Origin of the sequence: Campylobacter concisus (genome assembly GCF_002913865.1) — a bacterium.
GTDB classification, from domain to species: domain Bacteria; phylum Campylobacterota; class Campylobacteria; order Campylobacterales; family Campylobacteraceae; genus Campylobacter_A; species Campylobacter_A concisus_AM.
The window spans coordinates 1-16,798 of the sequence record NZ_POYX01000011.1 but is presented as its reverse complement, the minus strand read 5'-3'; the positions used below and the strand labels follow the sequence as shown (position 1 = coordinate 16,798).

Genomic DNA, 16,798 nt, shown 5'->3' with positions numbered 1-16,798 from the left:
CTTACTGCCTTGTAAGCAGTGGGTCGGCGGTTCAAGTCCGTTCACCAGCTCCATTTTGTAACAGTGTTTGACCAGAAAATACCAAAATAACTTATTAATGTTTAAGGTGAGATACTCAAGCGGCCAACGAGGGCAGACTGTAAATCTGCTGACTATGTCTTCCGTGGTTCGAATCCACGTCTCACCACCATTGTTATGCGGGAGTAGCTCAGTTGGCTAGAGCATCAGCCTTCCAAGCTGAGGGTCGCGGGTTCGAGCCCCGTTTCCCGCTCCAAAATTTGGGAAAGTAAACTGGGAGCTGTATCTAGATTTTACTAAACACAGTTATTCCATCTTTATTTTCATGAATTTTTAGTTGTTTGTATGTTGATTAAAATCATCTCAGCCAAGCGTTTTTCGCTCATATGGCTCAGAGGTAGAGCACTTCCTTGGTAAGGAAGAGGTCGCGGGTTCAAGTCCCGCTATGAGCTCCACTGGTTTATATGATTTTATATTACTATACGAATTTGAATTAGATAAAGACACATATCATAACGGAGGAAAAGATGGCTAAAGAAAAATTTTCACGCAACAAGCCACACGTAAACATAGGCACTATCGGTCACGTTGACCATGGTAAAACTACTTTAACAGCTGCAATATCTGCTGTTCTTTCACGCAAAGGTCTTGCTGAGCTAAAAGATTATGATAATATTGATAATGCTCCAGAAGAGAAAGAGCGTGGTATTACAATTGCTACTTCGCACATTGAGTATGAGACAGAGAAACGTCACTATGCTCACGTTGACTGCCCAGGTCACGCCGACTATGTAAAAAATATGATTACAGGTGCTGCTCAAATGGACGGCGCTATTCTTGTTGTTTCTGCAGCAGACGGCCCAATGCCACAAACTAGAGAGCACATCTTGCTATCTCGCCAAGTTGGTGTTCCTTACATTGTTGTTTTCATGAACAAAGCAGATATGGTTGATGACGCTGAGTTACTTGAACTAGTTGAAATGGAAATTCGCGAACTACTTAACGAGTATAACTTCCCAGGTGATGATACTCCAATAGTTTCTGGTTCAGCACTTAAAGCTCTTGAAGAGGCAAAAGCTGGACAAGATGGTGAATGGTCAGCAAAAATTATGGAACTAATGGATGCAGTTGATAGCTATATCCCAACTCCAGTTCGTGCTACAGATAAAGATCTTCTTATGCCAATCGAAGACGTTTTCTCAATTTCAGGTCGTGGTACAGTTGTAACAGGTAGAATTGAGAAAGGTGTTGTTAAAGTTGGTGACACTATAGAAATCGTTGGTATCAAACCTACACAAACAACAACAGTTACTGGTGTTGAGATGTTTAGAAAAGAGATGGATCAAGGCGAAGCTGGCGATAACGTTGGTGTTCTTCTTCGTGGTACTAAAAAAGAAGACGTTGAACGTGGTATGGTTCTTTGTAAACCTAAATCAATTACTCCTCACACAAAATTTGAGGGTGAGGTTTATATCCTAACTAAAGAAGAAGGTGGTCGCCATACTCCTTTCTTTAACAACTATAGACCACAATTCTACGTAAGAACAACTGACGTTACTGGTTCTATTACATTACCAGAAGGCACAGAGATGGTTATGCCAGGTGATAACGTAAGAATTTCTGTTGAGCTTATAGCTCCAGTTGCACTTGAAGAAGGTACTCGTTTTGCTATCCGCGAAGGTGGTAGAACTGTTGGTTCAGGTGTTGTTTCAAAAATACTTGGTTAATTTATAAAATTATGCCAAAGGGGAAACCCTTTGGCTTTCTATAAGGAATATATATGAGAATTAAAATCGGTTTAAAATGCTCTGAGTGTGGTGATATTAATTATACTACTACAAAAAACAGTAAAACCACTACAGATAAGGTTGAGCTCAAAAAATATTGCCCAAGATTAAAAAAACATACTGTTCATAAAGAAGTTAAGTTAAAAAGCTAATTAAGAATAAGTAGCTATTAGGGCAATAGCTCCAACGGTAGAGCGCTGGATTCCAAATCCAATGGTTGGGGGTTCGAATCCCTCTTGCCCTGCCACAATTAAGGTTAAGATTATGGAAAAATTTATAAATTATATAAAGCTATCTAAATTGGAAATAATGAAAGTTATCTTTCCTACTAAAGAACAAATTAGAAATGCTTTTATTGCAGTTTTTATCGTGGTCGCTGTTGTTTCACTTTTTTTAGCTCTTGTTGATGTTATTATGTCCTTTGTTCTTTCTAAAGTTATATAGAATGAGGAAAAAATAATGTCACATAAATGGTATGCTATACAAACTTACGCTGGTAGCGAAATGGCAGTAAAAAGAGGAATTGAAAATTTAGTTAGAGATCACGGTATTGAAGATCAACTAAAAGAAGTTATCGTTCCTACAGAAGACGTAATAGAGATAAAAAACGGTAAGCAAAAAATTAATGAAAGAACTCTTTATCCTGGATATGCTTTTGCATGTTTAGATCTTGATACAGCTCTTTGGCATAAGATTCAGTCTTTGCCAAAGGTTGGGCGTTTTATTGGTGAGGCTAAAAAGCCTACGCCACTGACTGAAAGAGATATAAATACTATCTTGGAGAAAGTTCAAAAAAGAGCGGCACCAAAACCTAAAATATTTTTTGAGGATGGTGAAAGCGTTCGCATAACAGAAGGTCCTTTTGCTAACTTTACAGGTATTGTTGAAGAATACGATATGATACATGGCAAGCTTAGACTCAATGTTTCTATTTTTGGTAGAAGTACCCCTGTTGATATTTTGTATTCGCAAGTTGAGAAGATAATTTAAGGAGCAAGAAATGGCTAAAAAAGTTATAGGTGAAATAAAATTACAAATTGCCGCAACAAAAGCAAATCCTAGCCCGCCAGTTGGTCCAGCATTAGGACAAAAAGGCGTTAATATTATGGAATTTTGTAAAGCCTTTAATGAAAAAACAAAAGATATGGTTGGATTTAATATCCCAGTTGTTATTACTGTTTATGCTGATAAAAGTTTTACATTTATCACAAAACAACCACCTGCTACGGACCTTATCAAAAAGGCTGCAGGTATAACAAAAGGAACAGATAATCCTTTAAAAAATAAAGTAGGTAAATTAACAAAAGCTCAAGTTTTAGAAATAGTTGAGAAAAAACTTGTTGATTTAAATACAAATGATAAAGAGCAAGCAGCTAAGATTATTGCTGGTTCAGCTCGTTCAATGGGTGTCGAAGTAATAGACTAAAACCTTTACCGTCAGGTTGATTTTCAAAAGACGGAAGCAATTTATATGCGGAGAAATTTATGGGAAAAACTAGTAAGAGATTTCAAGAATTGCTCAAAAAAGTAGAGCAAGATAAAATTTATAACCTTAGTGAGGCTATCGATACAGTTAAAACTTTAGCTTCTGCTAAATTTAATGAGACAGTTGAGATTGCATTGAAATTAAATGTTGATCCAAGACATGCTGACCAAATGGTTCGTGGTTCAGTTGTTTTGCCAGCTGGTACAGGTAAAGTTGTAAGAGTTGCTGTTATAGCAAAAGACGCTAAAGCTGATGAGGCAAAAGCTGCTGGTGCTGACATAGTTGGTGCTGATGATCTAGTTGAGGATATCCAAAAAGGTGTAATGAATTTTGATGTTCTTATTGCTACTCCAAATTTAATGGGTCTTGTAGGTAAAGTCGGTAGAATTTTAGGACCTAAAGGTTTAATGCCAAATCCAAAAACTGGAACAGTTACAATGGATGTTGCACAAGCTGTTAATAATGCAAAAAGTGGTCAAGTAAATTTCCGTGTTGATAAGCAAGGAAATATACATGCAGGTCTTGGTAAGGTCAATTTTACTAAAGAACAATTAAATGAAAATATTTCAACATTTATTAAAGCTATTAATAAGCATAAACCTGCGACTGCAAAAGGTAGATATGTAAAAAATGCTTCATTGTCATTAACAATGAGCCCTTCTGTAACTCTTGATACTCAAGAGGTTATGGACTTAAAATAAGAATTTAGACAAATTTATATCTTAGATTGGAGATAGCCGAGGCCATTGGGCTTAATTGATTCGACCCGCTCTGCTTGAAATTACCGGTCGGAAAGGAGAAAAAGTGACACGTAACGAAAAAACTGAAGTTGTTGCAAAATTAGAGAGTGAATTTAAAACTGCTGAAGCTATTGTAGTTTGTGACTATCGTGGTCTATCAGTTAAAAAACTTGAAGTTTTAAGAAATTCTGCTAAAGAACAAAATGTAAAAGTTCAAGTTATTAAAAATACTCTTGCAAATATTGCTCTTAAAAATTCTGATAAAGTCGGAATGGAACTTAAAGATACAAACATCTATCTTTGGAGTGAAGATCAATTAGCAGTAACGAAAGTAGCCGCAAAATTTGAAGAGGCTAATGCTGACCTTTTCAAAATTAAAACAGCATATATCGATGGCGAAGTTGCAAGCGTTGATAAAGTTAAAGCTCTATCTAAAATGCCTAGCCGTGATGAGCTTATTGCGATGCTTTTGCAAGTTTGGAATGCGCCAATTCAAAATTTCACAATTGGTTTGAATGCGCTTAAAGAGAAAAAAGAACAATCAGCTTAATTAAATTAAAAATAATAAGGATTAAAAATGGCAATTACAAAAGAAGACGTATTAGAGTTTATATCTAATCTTTCTGTACTTGAACTTAGCGAACTTGTAAAAGAGTTTGAAGAGAAATTTGGTGTTAGTGCAGCTCCTGTAATGGTAGCTGGTGGTGCAGTTGCTGCTGGTGGTGCAGCTGCTGCTGAAGAGAAAACAGAATTTAACATCGTTCTTGTTGATTCTGGCGATAAAAAAATCAACGTTATTAAGGTTGTTAGAGCTCTTACTGGTCTTGGTCTTAAAGAGGCTAAAGACGCAGTTGAGGGAACTCCATCTGTTCTTAAAGAAGGCGTTAGCAAAGACGAAGCTGAAGCAGCTAAAAAAGAGCTTGAAGAGGCTGGTGCTAAGGTTGAACTTAAATAATTTTTTATTATTTAGGCTTAATATTTCAAGAGAGGGCAGAGGCTCTCTCTTTTTTAAATTTTAGATGCCTTGTTAAAAGGCTATACTTTTCTTTCAAAATTACCACGAGGTAGATGCAATGTTAAATAGCTTATACTCAGGAAATCGTCTTAGAGTTGACTTCTCTAATGTCGTTAAAGAGATAGACGTTCCGAACCTACTACAACTACAAAAAAAGAGCTTTGATAATTTTTTAAATCTAAATAACAATCAGACAGAAAGCGGTATCGAAAAAGTTTTTAAATCGATTTTTCCTATACATGATCCGCAAAATCGTTTGACTTTAGAATATGTTAGCTCAGAGATTGGAAAACCAAAATATACAATCAGAGAGTGTATAGAAAGAGGTCTTACATACTCTGTAAATTTAAAGATGAAAATACGCCTTATCGTCCATGAGAAAGATGATAAGACTGGTGATAAAGTTGGCGTTAAAGATATAAAAGAGCAAGAAATTTTCATACGTGAAATTCCGTTGATGACAGATAGAATTTCATTTATTATAAATGGTGTTGAGCGTGTTGTTGTAAATCAACTTCATAGAAGCCCTGGCGTTATCTTTAAGCAAGAAGAGAGTGCGACAGTTGCAAATAAACTGATCTATACAGCCCAAATAATCCCAGATCGTGGATCTTGGTTACACTTTGAATATGATACAAAAGACATTTTATATGTTAGGATAAATAAGCGCAGAAAAGTGCCTGTAACTATCTTGTTTAGGGCATTAGGATATAAAAAACAAGACATTATTAAGCTATTTTATCCGATACAAAATTTAGTTATTAAAAATAATAAATTTTTAACTCTTTTCAATCCAGAGGATTATCTAGGAAGAGTTGAATATGATATAAAAAATGAAGATGGAGAGGTTCTTCACCAAGCTGGCAAGCGTCTAACAAAGAAAAAAGCTGATAAATTAATCGAAGATGGCGTTAAATTTGTCGAGTATCCGATCGAAGCACTTATAGGTAGATATTTGGCAAACCCTGTGATAAACACAGAAAGCGGTGAAATTTTATATGACACATTATCTGCTCTTGATGAGAATAAACTTGCAAAAATTTTAGCTGAGCATGAAAGTATCGAGATCATAAACAACTCCGCAGCTGGTGTTGACGACGCTATCATAAATTCATTTATCGCCGATAATGATATGCTTAAAGTTTTAAAACAAACCGAGGGCGTTGATGATGAAAATGACCTTGCTGCGATTAGAATTTATAAGGTTATGAGACCTGGCGAGCCAGTAGTTAAAGAGGCCGCAAAGAGCTTTGTAAATGATATATTGTTTAACCCTGAAAGATATGACTTAACAAAAGTTGGTCGTATGAAGATGAATCACAAGCTCTCACTTGATGTGCCAGAGTATGTTACTTTGCTAACTAGCGAAGATATCATCAAAACTGCAAAATATCTTATAAAAGTTAAAAATGGACAAGGCCACATTGATGACCGCGATCACCTTGGCAACCGCCGTATAAGATCTATCGGTGAGCTACTTGCTAGTGAGCTTCACCTTGGTTTTGTTAAGATGCAAAAGGCTATCCGTGATAAATTTACAAGTCTAAGCAACAATACTGATGAGATCATGCCTTATGATCTTATCAATCCAAAAATGATCACAGCGACAATTATGGAATTTTTCACAGGCGGTCAGCTAAGCCAGTTTATGGATCAGACAAACCCACTTAGTGAGGTTACTCACAAGCGCCGTCTATCTGCGCTTGGCGAGGGTGGCTTAGTAAAAGAGCGTGCTGGCTTTGAGGTGCGTGACGTTCACCCAACTCACTACGGCAGAATTTGTCCTGTTGAGACTCCAGAAGGTCAAAATATCGGTCTTATAAACACTCTTTCAACTTATGCAAAAGTAAATGACCTTGGCTTTGTTGAGGCGCCATATAAAAAGGTCGTCGATGGCAAGGTAACTGATGAGATAGTCTATCTAACTGCAACTCAAGAAGAGGGCAATGTTATCGCTCCAGCATCAACTAAGCTTGATGAAAATGGACATATCGTTGAGGATTTGATCGAGGTTAGAAAAGAGGGCGAGATGATGCTTGCTCGTAGAGAAGATGTTACATTGATCGACCTTTGCTCTGGTATGATAGCTGGTGTTGCAGCTTCGCTTATCCCATTCCTTGAGCACGATGACGCCAACCGTGCGCTTATGGGCTCAAACATGCAGCGTCAAGCAGTCCCACTGCTTCGTTCAACTGCTCCTATCGTTGGAACAGGTATGGAGAGCGTTATCGCAAGAGATGCTTGGGAGAGCATAAAAGCAAAACGAGGTGGCGTAGTTGAAAAGGTTGATAATAAAAATATCTTTATCCTTGGTGAAGATGAAGCTGGTCCATATATCGATCACTACTCTTTAGAGAAAAATTTAAGAACAAACCAAAATACGACATTTTCACAACACCCTATCGTTAAAAAAGGCGATGAGATCGTTGCTAATCAAATCATAGCTGATGGTCCAAGCATGGAAAAAGGCGAGCTAGCTATCGGTAAAAACGCGCTAATCGCATTTATGCCTTGGAATGGCTACAACTACGAGGACGCGATCGTTATTAGTGAAAAAATGATACGCGAAGATGCCTTTACAAGCGTTCATATCTATGAAAAAGAGATCGAGGCTCGTGAGCTAAAAGACGGCGTTGAAGAGATAACAAAAGATATACCAAACGTCAAAGAAGAGGAGCTTATGCACCTTGATGAAAGTGGTATTGTTAAAATCGGTACAGAGATCAAGCCGGGTATGATTTTAGTTGGCAAAGTATCTCCAAAAGGCGAGGTTAAACCAACTCCAGAAGAAAGACTGCTACGTGCGATCTTTGGCGAAAAAGCTGGCCACGTGGTAAATAAATCACTATATGCTTCAGCTTCGATGGAGGGCGTGGTTGTTGATGTTAAAATTTTCACCAAAAAAGGTTATGAAAAAGATAGCAGAACGAACAAAGCTTATGAAGAAGAGAAGACGCTTTTAGAAAAAGAGCACCACGATAGATTGCTTATGCTAGACAGAGAAGAGATGCTAAAAGTTACAGCACTTCTTTCTAAAAACCCACTAGCGAGCGATCAAGAAGTAAATAAAAAAGAGTATAAAAAAGGCTCAAAGATCAATAAGGCTGACTTTGAGAATATCAATAGATTTACCCTAAATGCTATCGTAAAGAGCTTTTCAAAAGATATCCAAAAGAAATATGATGAGCTAAAAAATTACTTCCAAAATGAGAAGAAAAAGCTTAAAGAAGAGCACGACGCTAAGATAGAAATTTTAGAAAAAGATGACATTTTACCAAGCGGCGTTGTAAAACTTGTAAAAGTTTATATAGCTACAAAACGCAAACTAAAAGTTGGCGATAAGATGGCTGGACGTCACGGTAACAAAGGTATCGTTTCAAATATAGTTAGAGAAGTCGATATGCCTTATCTTCCAAGCGGACAGATCGTAGATATCGTGCTAAACCCACTAGGCGTTCCAAGCCGTATGAATATCGGTCAAATTTTAGAGAGCCATCTTGGTCTTGTTGGTTACCGCTTAGGCGAGCAGATCAATGAAATTTTTGAGACCAAAAAAGGTGAGTGGATAAAAGAGCTAAGAGCTAAGATGATAGAGATCGCAAGCGTTGCTAAGCTAATGGACGCTAAAAAAGCTCTTGGTAAGATGAGCGATGAGAAGCTTCTTGAATATGCAAAAGATTGGAGTAATGGCGTAAGATTTGCAACTCCTATTTTTGAAGGCGTTAAAGCTGATGAATTTGCAAAACTATTTGAGATGGCAAAGATAGATAGCGATGGTAAAACTGAGCTATATGACGGACGCACAGGCTCAAAGATAAGAGAACGCGTTAATGTTGGTTGTATGTATATGCTAAAACTTCACCACTTGGTTGATGAAAAAGTTCACGCAAGAAGTACTGGACCATATAGCCTTGTTACACAACAACCAGTCGGCGGTAAGGCGCTATTTGGTGGTCAAAGGTTTGGTGAGATGGAGGTTTGGGCACTTGAGGCTTATGGTGCTGCTCATACACTAAGAGAGATGCTAACTGTAAAATCAGACGATGTCGAGGGAAGACTTTCTGCTTACAAAGCTTTAACAAGAGGTGAAAACGTTCCTGAGACTGGTATCCCTGAGACGTTCTTTGTTCTAACAAACGAGCTAAAATCACTAGCTCTTGATGTGGAAGTATATGATGAGGATGAGACAAATGAAACTAACTAATTTAAAACCAGTTGAGATAAAAGAAGAGCATAGACCTCGTGATTTTGAAGCTTTTCAACTTCGTTTAGCAAGTCCTGAGAAGATAAAATCTTGGAGTTATGGCGAGGTTAAAAAACCAGAAACCATCAACTACCGCACGCTAAAACCTGAGCGTGATGGCTTGTTTTGTGCCAAAATTTTTGGACCGATCCGCGACTACGAGTGTCTTTGTGGTAAATATAAAAAGATGCGTTATAAGGGCATCAAGTGTGAAAAATGCGGTGTTGAAGTAACAACATCTAAGGTTCGTCGTTCTCGCATGGGTCACATCGAACTTGTAACTCCAGTGGCTCACATCTGGTATGTAAATTTCTTGCCAAGCCGTATAGGTGCGCTTCTTGGTATCAAGATGAAAGATCTTGAGCGCGTACTTTACTATGAGGCATATATTGTTGATAATGCTGGTGAGGCTTATTATGACAATGAAAATTCTAAAAAAGTTGAAAAATATGACGTTTTAAACGAAGAGCAATATCAAAGCCTAGCTTCAAGATATGAAGAGAGTGGTTTTAGTGCTAGAATGGGTGGCGAGGTCATCTATGATATGCTAGCTGAGCTTGATCTAACTCAAATTTTAAATCAACTACAAGAAGAGATGGAGGCTACAAATTCTGAGGCTAAGAAAAAGACTATCGTAAAGCGTCTAAAGGTTATCGAGAGCTTTTTAAATTCAGGCAACCGCCCAGAGTGGATGATGATAACAAATTTACCAGTTCTTCCGCCTGATCTTAGACCACTTGTTAATCTTGATGGTGGTAAATTTGCTGTTTCGGACGTAAATGATCTATATCGCCGTGTAATAAATAGAAATAGTCGTCTAAAACGTCTGCTTGAGCTTGACGCACCTGAGATCATTATAAGAAACGAAAAGAGAATGCTTCAAGAGGCTGTTGATGCGCTATTTGACAATGGCCGCAGAGCAAACGCAGTAAAAGGTGCAAACAAGCGCCCATTAAAATCACTAAGTGAGATCATCAAAGGTAAGCAAGGCCGCTTCCGTCAGAATTTGCTAGGTAAGCGTGTTGATTTCTCTGGACGTTCTGTTATCGTCGTTGGTCCAAAGCTAAAGATGGATCAGTGCGGTCTTCCAAAGAAGATGGCTTTAGAGCTATTCAAGCCACATTTGCTTGCTCGCCTTGAAGAAAAAGGCTATGCGACAACCGTTAAGCAAGCTAAAAAGATGATAGAAGATAAGACAAATGAGGTTTGGGAGTGCCTAGAAGAGGTCGTTAAAGACTATCCAGTCATGCTAAACCGTGCTCCGACACTTCACAAGCTTTCTATTCAGGCGTTTCACCCAGTGCTTGTTGAGGGTAAGGCGATCCAGCTGCATCCATTAGTTTGTGCGGCGTTCAACGCTGACTTCGACGGCGACCAAATGGCTGTTCACGTACCACTATCTCAAGAGGCTATTGCTGAGTGTAAAATTTTGATGCTTAGCTCAATGAACATCTTGCTTCCTGCAAGCGGTAAGGCTATCACAGTCCCTTCACAAGATATGGTTTTGGGAATTTATTACCTAAGCCTAGAGAGAAATGACGAAAAAGGTGCAAATAAAATTTTCTCAAGCGTCGATGAAGTAATGATCGCTGAGGAGGCTAATACTCTTGGTCTTCACGCTAAAATTAAGACAATGGTTGATAACAAGATCATCTTCACAACGGCTGGTCGCTTGATCCTAAGAGCGATACTACCTGATTTTGTTCCTGAAAATATGTGGAATAAGATCATGAAGAAAAAAGACATTGCAAATTTGGTTGATTATGTTTATAGAAATGGCGGCCTTGAAGTAACGGCTGACTTCCTTGATAAGCTTAAAAATTTAGGTTTTAGATATGCTACAAAAGCGGGAATTTCTATCTCTATCGCAGACATTATCGTGCCAGATAGCAAGCAAAAGTATATCGACGAAGCCAAGAAAAAAGTTCGTGAAATTCAAAAGCAATACGGCGCCGGTCTTTTAACAGATAGTGAGAGATACAATAAGATCATCGATATCTGGACAGATACAAACAACAGCGTTGCAAGCGAGATGATGAAGCTTATCCAAAGTGATAAGGGCGGATTTAACTCAATTTATATGATGGCTGACTCAGGTGCGAGAGGTAGTGCTGCACAAATTCGCCAGCTAGCTGGTATGCGTGGTCTTATGGCAAAACCAGATGGCTCGATCATCGAAACACCGATCATTTCAAACTTCCGTGAAGGTCTAAACATAATGGAGTACTTCAACTCAACCCACGGAGCTAGAAAGGGTCTTGCAGATACCGCGCTAAAAACTGCCAACGCTGGTTACCTAACAAGAAAACTAATCGACGTTGCTCAAAACGTTAAAGTCACAATGCACGACTGCGGTACTCACGAGGGCGTTGAGATCACAGATATCACAGAGAGTGGCGAGCTAATAGAGAGCCTTGAAGAGAGAGTATTAGGCCGTGTTTTAGCAGATGATGTGATCGATCCTATAACAAATGAAATTTTATTTAGTGAAGGCACTTTACTTGATGAAGAGAAAGCTAAGGCTATAACAGAAGCTGGTATAAAATCAGTAAGCATTAGAACACCTATCACGTGCAAGGCGCCAAAAGGCGTTTGCGCAAAATGCTACGGCTTAAATTTGGGTGAGGGTAAACTTGTAAAACCAGGCGAGGCTGTTGGTATCATCTCAGCTCAATCAATTGGTGAGCCAGGTACTCAGCTAACGCTAAGAACATTCCACATTGGTGGTACGGCTTCTACTGAGCAACAAGACCGCCAAGTCATCGCTCAAAAAGAGGGCTTTATTAGGTATTACAACCTTAGTACATACGAGAACAACGGCAAGAAAATCGTTGCAAACAGAAGAAGTGCAGCTGTGCTACTTGTTGAGCCAAAGATAAAATCAACAATTGATGGTAAAATCGAGATCGAATATGCTCACGAAGACGTAAATATCGTTATCAAAGGCAAAAAAGAAGAGATCAAATATACTATCAGAAGAAACGACCTTGCTAAACCAAACGAACTAGCTGGCGTTAGCGGTAAGATCGAAGGCAAGATGTATATCCCTTATGCAAATGGCGACAAGGTAAAAGAAAACGAAAGTATCGTCGAGATAATAAAAGAGGGCTGGAATGTTCCAAATCGTATCCCTTATGCTAGTGAGCTTAAAATTTCAGATGGCGATCCAGTAACTAGAAAGATCACCGCAGATGCAAATGGTGTGGTTAAATTTTTCATACTAAAAGGTGACTTCCTTGATAGACTAAAAGACATCAAAAAAGGTCACAAAGTAACTGAAAAAGGCTTCTTTGTTGTCGTCTCTGACAAGGATGGACGTGAGGCAGTTCGCCACTACATCCCAAGAAATTCTATCATCCAAGTATCAGATAATGATGCGGTAGAAAGAGCGACAGTGGTCTCACTACCTGAAAAAGATGACAAGCTAATAATCGCCGAGTGGGATCCATACTCAACTCCAACTATCGCAGAAGAGGCTGGTGTGGTTAGCTTTGAAGATGTCGAGCCAGGATATAGTGCGACTGAGCAAGCTGACGAGGCAACTGGTCAAAGACGTCTTGTTATCAACGAGTATTTGCCAAGCGGCGTAAAACCAGCGATCATTATCACTACAAAGAGCGGACATTTGATCAAGTATCCGCTTGATCCAAAAACTGCGATCTTTGTTTCAAGTGGCGATGAAGTAGCTCAAGCTGACATCTTGGCTAAGACTCCAAAAGCTGTTGCTAAGTCAAAAGACATTACCGGTGGTCTTCCAAGAGTTAGTGAGCTATTTGAAGCAAGACGCCCTAAAAATACAGCTATCGTTGCAGAGATCGATGGCGTTGTTAGATTTGACAAGCCACTTCGCTCAAAAGAGCGCATCATCATCCAGGCAGAAGATGGCACGACAGCTGAGTATTTGATCGAAAAGAGCCGCCAGATCCAAGTAAGAGACGGCGAATTTGTCCATGCTGGCGAGAAACTGACTGACGGACTTATTTCAAGCCATGATATCTTAAGAATTCTTGGTGAGAAGGCGCTTCACTACTATTTGATCAGCGAAATTCAGCAAGTTTATCGCCGCCAAGGTGTTGCGATCGCTGATAAGCATATCGAGATCATCGTATCTCAAATGCTTCGCCAAGTCAAAATCGTCGATAGTGGAAATACAAATTTCATCGTTGGCGACATGGTTTCAAGAAACAAATTTAAAGAAGAGAACGAGCGTATTATGAAAATGGGTGGCGAGCCAGCTATCGCTGAGCCGATCCTTCTTGGTGTTACAAGAGCGGCTATCGGAAGTGATAGTGTGATCTCGGCTGCGTCATTCCAAGAGACAACTAAGGTCTTAACAGAAGCGTCAATCGCTGCTAAATTTGACTATCTTGAAGATCTAAAAGAGAACGTCATCCTTGGACGTATGATCCCAGTTGGTACTGGCTTTTACAAAGATAAAAAGATAAAGATCAAAGAAAACTAATATATTAAGCCCCACTCAGGGGCTTAATCCTTCCATAAATTTACCCACTTAAACTTACAAAATTTTAAAATTTACAAGCCATTAATCAATATTAAATAAAATCCCTAACTAAAAATATGTAACGGAGATATTATGAAAAATGTCGATCTTGGACTCTTGTTTCTACGCTTAGGTCTTGGATTTTGCCTTTTTATGCATGGCTTTGGCAAAATTTTACACGGGGTCGGTGGCGTAAAGAGCATTTTGGTTGATGCTGGACTACCTAGTTTTCTGGCATATTTTGCCTATCTTAGCGAGGTTTTGGCCCCTATAATGATCGCTGTTGGCTTTTACTCAAGGCTTGGCGCGCTCCTAGTTTTTGGCTCTAGTCTTGTCATTTTGTATTCATATTTTGGTTTATCAAATTTACTTGAACTAACTAATGTAAATGGCTTTAAAGCAGAGCTTATATATCTTTATATCGCTATATCACTTTGCATCATCTCGACTGGCAGCGGCAAATACGCTATCAAGCAAGACTGATCTAAATTTAGCACATATTAAATGTGCTAAATTTTCACACATTTTATTTAAATTTTAATTTTATTTTATTTTTTTATAACAATTTAAGTTTGTAGCCTTTAAATTCAAAAAGTATCTCAAATTTAAAGGACACACGATGGAACAGACAAAAAAAGAGCCTTCGTTTTTGCTAGCCCTTACGCCTATCTTGGTTATGATCGTAGGCCTTGCACTTGGCGTTGGTTATATGAAGCTAAAGGTTGAGCCGATCATTTTGATAGCAGCCCTAGTGGCTGGTGGCATCGCTTGGAGACTAGGATATAGCTGGAGCGAGCTTCAAGAAGGAGTGATAGAGAAAATTTCAAGCTCTTTGCCAGCGCTTATGATACTTTGGGCAGTCGGTCTGCTCATTGGCTCGTGGGTATTTTCAGGCACTATCCCTATGATCATCTACTACGGTGTGGATCTTATAAGTCCGCAATATCTAGTCCTAACTGCTTTTGTCATCGCAGCAATCATCTCAACTGTAACTGGCACATCTTGGGGTTCTGCTGGCACAGTTGGCGTCGCTATTATGGGCATAGCTCAAGGTCTTGATGTAAATTTAGCGGCAACTGCTGGCGCGGTAGTTGCAGGAGCATACTTTGGCGACAAGCTTTCTCCGCTCTCAGACACAACAAACCTAGCTCCTATAGCAGCTGGAAGCGAGCTTTACGAGCACATCAGACATATGTTTTATACAACTATCCCAGCAACTATTGTTGCGGTAGCGGCTTATCTATTTTTTGGAAGCGCAGCCGCAAGTAGTGGCGCAAATGTTTCAGAGTCGGTTTTGGCGCTTCAAGGTCAGCTTGATAAAATTTTTCACTGGAACATCATCTTGCTTTTGCCTGTGCTTTTTGTCTTGGCTGGCTCGGTGCTAAAGTGGCCAACCATCCCAGTAATGATCATCGCTTCTCTATTTTCAGTGCTTCTTGGTGTGATCGTTCAAGATTTTAGCTTTAAAAATGGCTTTATCTCAGTTATGACTGGCTTTAACGTCACGATGAGTGGCGTCGAGATGGAGTTTTCAAAAGATATCACCAAGCTTTTAAACAGAGGCGGCGTGAGCTCGGTAAATTCAACCACTATCCTAGTCATCTGCGCTATGGGCTTTGCTGGTATCATCTCAAAAACTGGCATGCTTACAAAGGTACTTCACACCATCATGGCAAAGGTCAAATCAGCAGCAGGTGTCATCATCTCGACTATCGGATCATGCCTAACTGTCGCATTTGTCACAGGTAGCTCATATCTTTCTATCCTAATCCCTGGCGAGATGTTTAAGGACTTTTATAAAGAGAAAAATTTAGCAGCCAAAAACCTATCAAGAACACTTGAAGACTCTGGCACCGTGATCGTCCCACTCATCCCTTGGTCAGCAGCAGGCGCATACATGACAGCCACACTTGGCGTGCCAACGGTAGAGTACCTACCATGGGCGATACTAAACTACATGGGCGTTGTCTTTGCTATCATTTTAGCACTCACAGGCATCGGCATAGCTAAGATAAACAAGGATGCCAAATGATACTTATAAAAAACGCCAAAATTTACTCGCCAAAATTTCTTGGCAAAAAAGATATATTTATATGTAATGGCAAGATCGTCTGCATAGCTGAAAATATAGAGCCAAATTTACCAAATATAAAGGTGATCGACGCTTCAAATTTCACAGCTATACCAGGCCTTATTGATAAGCACGTGCATATCACTGGAGGCGGCGGAGAGGGTGGCTTTAAGACTAGGGTGCCTGAGATCATGCTTTCAAATTTAATAGAAGCTGGCATAACGACAGCAGTTGGCCTACTTGGAACTGACAGCACAACAAGAAGCGTTGAAAATTTAGTGGCAAAAGCTCACGCACTAAACGACGAGGGTATCACATGCTACGCTCACACGGGCGCATATAGCTCTAAAACGCCAACCATAACTGGCGAGATCGAAAAAGATATTGTTTTTGTTGATCCGATAATTGGTACTAAGCTAGCCATAAGCGATCACCGCTCATCAAGCGTGAGCAAAGATGAGCTAGCTCACATCGTTTCAGCCGGCAGGGTGGCTGGCATGATCAGCTCGAAGTCAGGCCACACCACACTTCACATGGGCGACGGCAAAAAGGGCTTAAATTTGATCTATGAAGTGCTAAATGAGTACGACATGCCGATCACGCTATTTCAGCCAACGCACGTAAATAGAAACGAGGAACTTTTTAAACAAAGCTTTAAATTTATAAAAGATGGCGGCTATATCGACTTTACCTGCATGCCAGGACTTACGCCACTTGAGGCTGTAAAGCGCATCAAAAAAGAAAATTTACCGACAAATAAGATAACCATCAGCTCGGACGGCTTTGGTAGCTACTCTAGCTATGATAGCGACGGAAATTTACTAAAAATAGGCATCGCTAGCGTTAAGAGCCTATATGAAGAGTTTATAAATTTTGTAAAAGATGGCTTTAGTATCGAGGAGGCGTTGCCATATTTTACGACAAACGTGGCAAGAAG

At 39.4% G+C, this 16,798-nt stretch carries 13 protein-coding genes and 4 tRNA genes; all 17 read left to right on the top strand.

Going from position 1 to position 16,798, the window contains the following annotated elements:
• The first annotated feature begins 105 nt into the window (after positions 1-105).
• Positions 106-190: transfer RNA gene (locus CYP77_RS00405), tRNA-Tyr, on the top strand.
• Between the two features lie 7 nt (positions 191-197).
• Positions 198-274: transfer RNA gene (locus CYP77_RS00400), tRNA-Gly, on the top strand.
• Positions 275-398: 124 nt separating this feature from the next.
• A tRNA-Thr gene (locus CYP77_RS00395) sits at positions 399-473 on the top strand.
• Between the two features lie 72 nt (positions 474-545).
• On the top strand, positions 546-1,745 hold the full coding sequence (tuf, locus tag CYP77_RS00390; RefSeq protein WP_002941132.1) for an elongation factor Tu: 1,200 nt from the start codon (positions 546-548) through the stop codon (positions 1,743-1,745).
• A 53-nt stretch (positions 1,746-1,798) separates the two neighbouring features.
• Entirely contained in the window at positions 1,799-1,957 is a 159-nt protein-coding gene (rpmG, locus tag CYP77_RS00385) for a 50S ribosomal protein L33 (RefSeq protein ID WP_002941157.1), read from the top strand.
• A 19-nt stretch (positions 1,958-1,976) separates the two neighbouring features.
• Positions 1,977-2,052 (top strand) — tRNA-Trp (locus CYP77_RS00380).
• 17 nt (positions 2,053-2,069) lie between these two features.
• Entirely contained in the window at positions 2,070-2,249 is a 180-nt protein-coding gene (gene secE, locus CYP77_RS00375; RefSeq protein WP_002941070.1) for a preprotein translocase subunit SecE, read from the top strand.
• 12 nt (positions 2,250-2,261) lie between these two features.
• Complete coding sequence (gene nusG, locus CYP77_RS00370; RefSeq protein ID WP_181001463.1) at positions 2,262-2,795, top strand: transcription termination/antitermination protein NusG; 534 nt, start codon at positions 2,262-2,264, stop codon at positions 2,793-2,795.
• Between the two features lie 10 nt (positions 2,796-2,805).
• Positions 2,806-3,231: a 50S ribosomal protein L11 gene (rplK, locus tag CYP77_RS00365; protein WP_021092996.1), complete on the top strand. Its 426-nt coding sequence runs from the start codon at positions 2,806-2,808 to the stop codon at positions 3,229-3,231.
• A gap of 59 nt (positions 3,232-3,290) precedes the next feature.
• On the top strand, positions 3,291-3,992 hold the full coding sequence (gene rplA / locus CYP77_RS00360) for a 50S ribosomal protein L1 (protein ID WP_103567742.1): 702 nt from the start codon (positions 3,291-3,293) through the stop codon (positions 3,990-3,992).
• A gap of 103 nt (positions 3,993-4,095) precedes the next feature.
• Entirely contained in the window at positions 4,096-4,581 is a 486-nt protein-coding gene (gene rplJ, locus CYP77_RS00355; RefSeq protein WP_103567743.1) for a 50S ribosomal protein L10, read from the top strand.
• A gap of 27 nt (positions 4,582-4,608) precedes the next feature.
• Entirely contained in the window at positions 4,609-4,986 is a 378-nt protein-coding gene (gene rplL, locus CYP77_RS00350; RefSeq protein WP_012001504.1) for a 50S ribosomal protein L7/L12, read from the top strand.
• A gap of 118 nt (positions 4,987-5,104) precedes the next feature.
• Positions 5,105-9,250 carry a DNA-directed RNA polymerase subunit beta gene (rpoB, locus tag CYP77_RS00345; RefSeq protein ID WP_103567744.1) on the top strand — a complete coding sequence of 1,382 codons (4,146 nt, stop codon included), beginning with the start codon at positions 5,105-5,107 and terminating at the stop codon, positions 9,248-9,250.
• Entirely contained in the window at positions 9,237-13,751 is a 4,515-nt protein-coding gene (gene rpoC, locus CYP77_RS00340; RefSeq protein WP_103567745.1) for a DNA-directed RNA polymerase subunit beta', read from the top strand. The genes rpoB and rpoC overlap by 14 nt, the downstream gene beginning before the upstream one ends.
• Positions 13,752-13,883: 132 nt before the next feature.
• Positions 13,884-14,273 (top strand): DoxX family protein, encoded by a 390-nt coding sequence (locus tag CYP77_RS00335; protein WP_103599657.1) that lies wholly within the window; start codon positions 13,884-13,886, stop codon positions 14,271-14,273.
• A gap of 136 nt (positions 14,274-14,409) precedes the next feature.
• On the top strand, positions 14,410-15,822 hold the full coding sequence (nhaC, locus tag CYP77_RS00330) for a Na+/H+ antiporter NhaC (protein WP_103567746.1): 1,413 nt from the start codon (positions 14,410-14,412) through the stop codon (positions 15,820-15,822).
• On the top strand, positions 15,819-16,798 hold a 980-nt coding region (gene iadA / locus CYP77_RS00325), incomplete at its 3' end, for a beta-aspartyl-peptidase (RefSeq protein WP_103599656.1). The genes nhaC and iadA, both read left to right, overlap by 4 nt.

Coding starts and splice junctions, on each gene's coding strand:
- tuf (WP_002941132.1), top strand. CDS start 546: ATGGCTAAAGAAAAATTTTCACGCAACAAGCCACACGTAAACATAGGC.
- rpmG (WP_002941157.1), top strand. CDS start 1,799: ATGAGAATTAAAATCGGTTTAAAATGCTCTGAGTGTGGTGATATTAAT.
- secE (WP_002941070.1), top strand. CDS start 2,070: ATGGAAAAATTTATAAATTATATAAAGCTATCTAAATTGGAAATAATG.
- rplK (WP_021092996.1), top strand. CDS start 2,806: ATGGCTAAAAAAGTTATAGGTGAAATAAAATTACAAATTGCCGCAACA.
- rplA (WP_103567742.1), top strand. CDS start 3,291: ATGGGAAAAACTAGTAAGAGATTTCAAGAATTGCTCAAAAAAGTAGAG.
- rplL (WP_012001504.1), top strand. CDS start 4,609: ATGGCAATTACAAAAGAAGACGTATTAGAGTTTATATCTAATCTTTCT.
- rpoB (WP_103567744.1), top strand. CDS start 5,105: ATGTTAAATAGCTTATACTCAGGAAATCGTCTTAGAGTTGACTTCTCT.
- rpoC (WP_103567745.1), top strand. CDS start 9,237: ATGAAACTAACTAATTTAAAACCAGTTGAGATAAAAGAAGAGCATAGA.
- CYP77_RS00335 (WP_103599657.1), top strand. CDS start 13,884: ATGAAAAATGTCGATCTTGGACTCTTGTTTCTACGCTTAGGTCTTGGA.
- nhaC (WP_103567746.1), top strand. CDS start 14,410: ATGGAACAGACAAAAAAAGAGCCTTCGTTTTTGCTAGCCCTTACGCCT.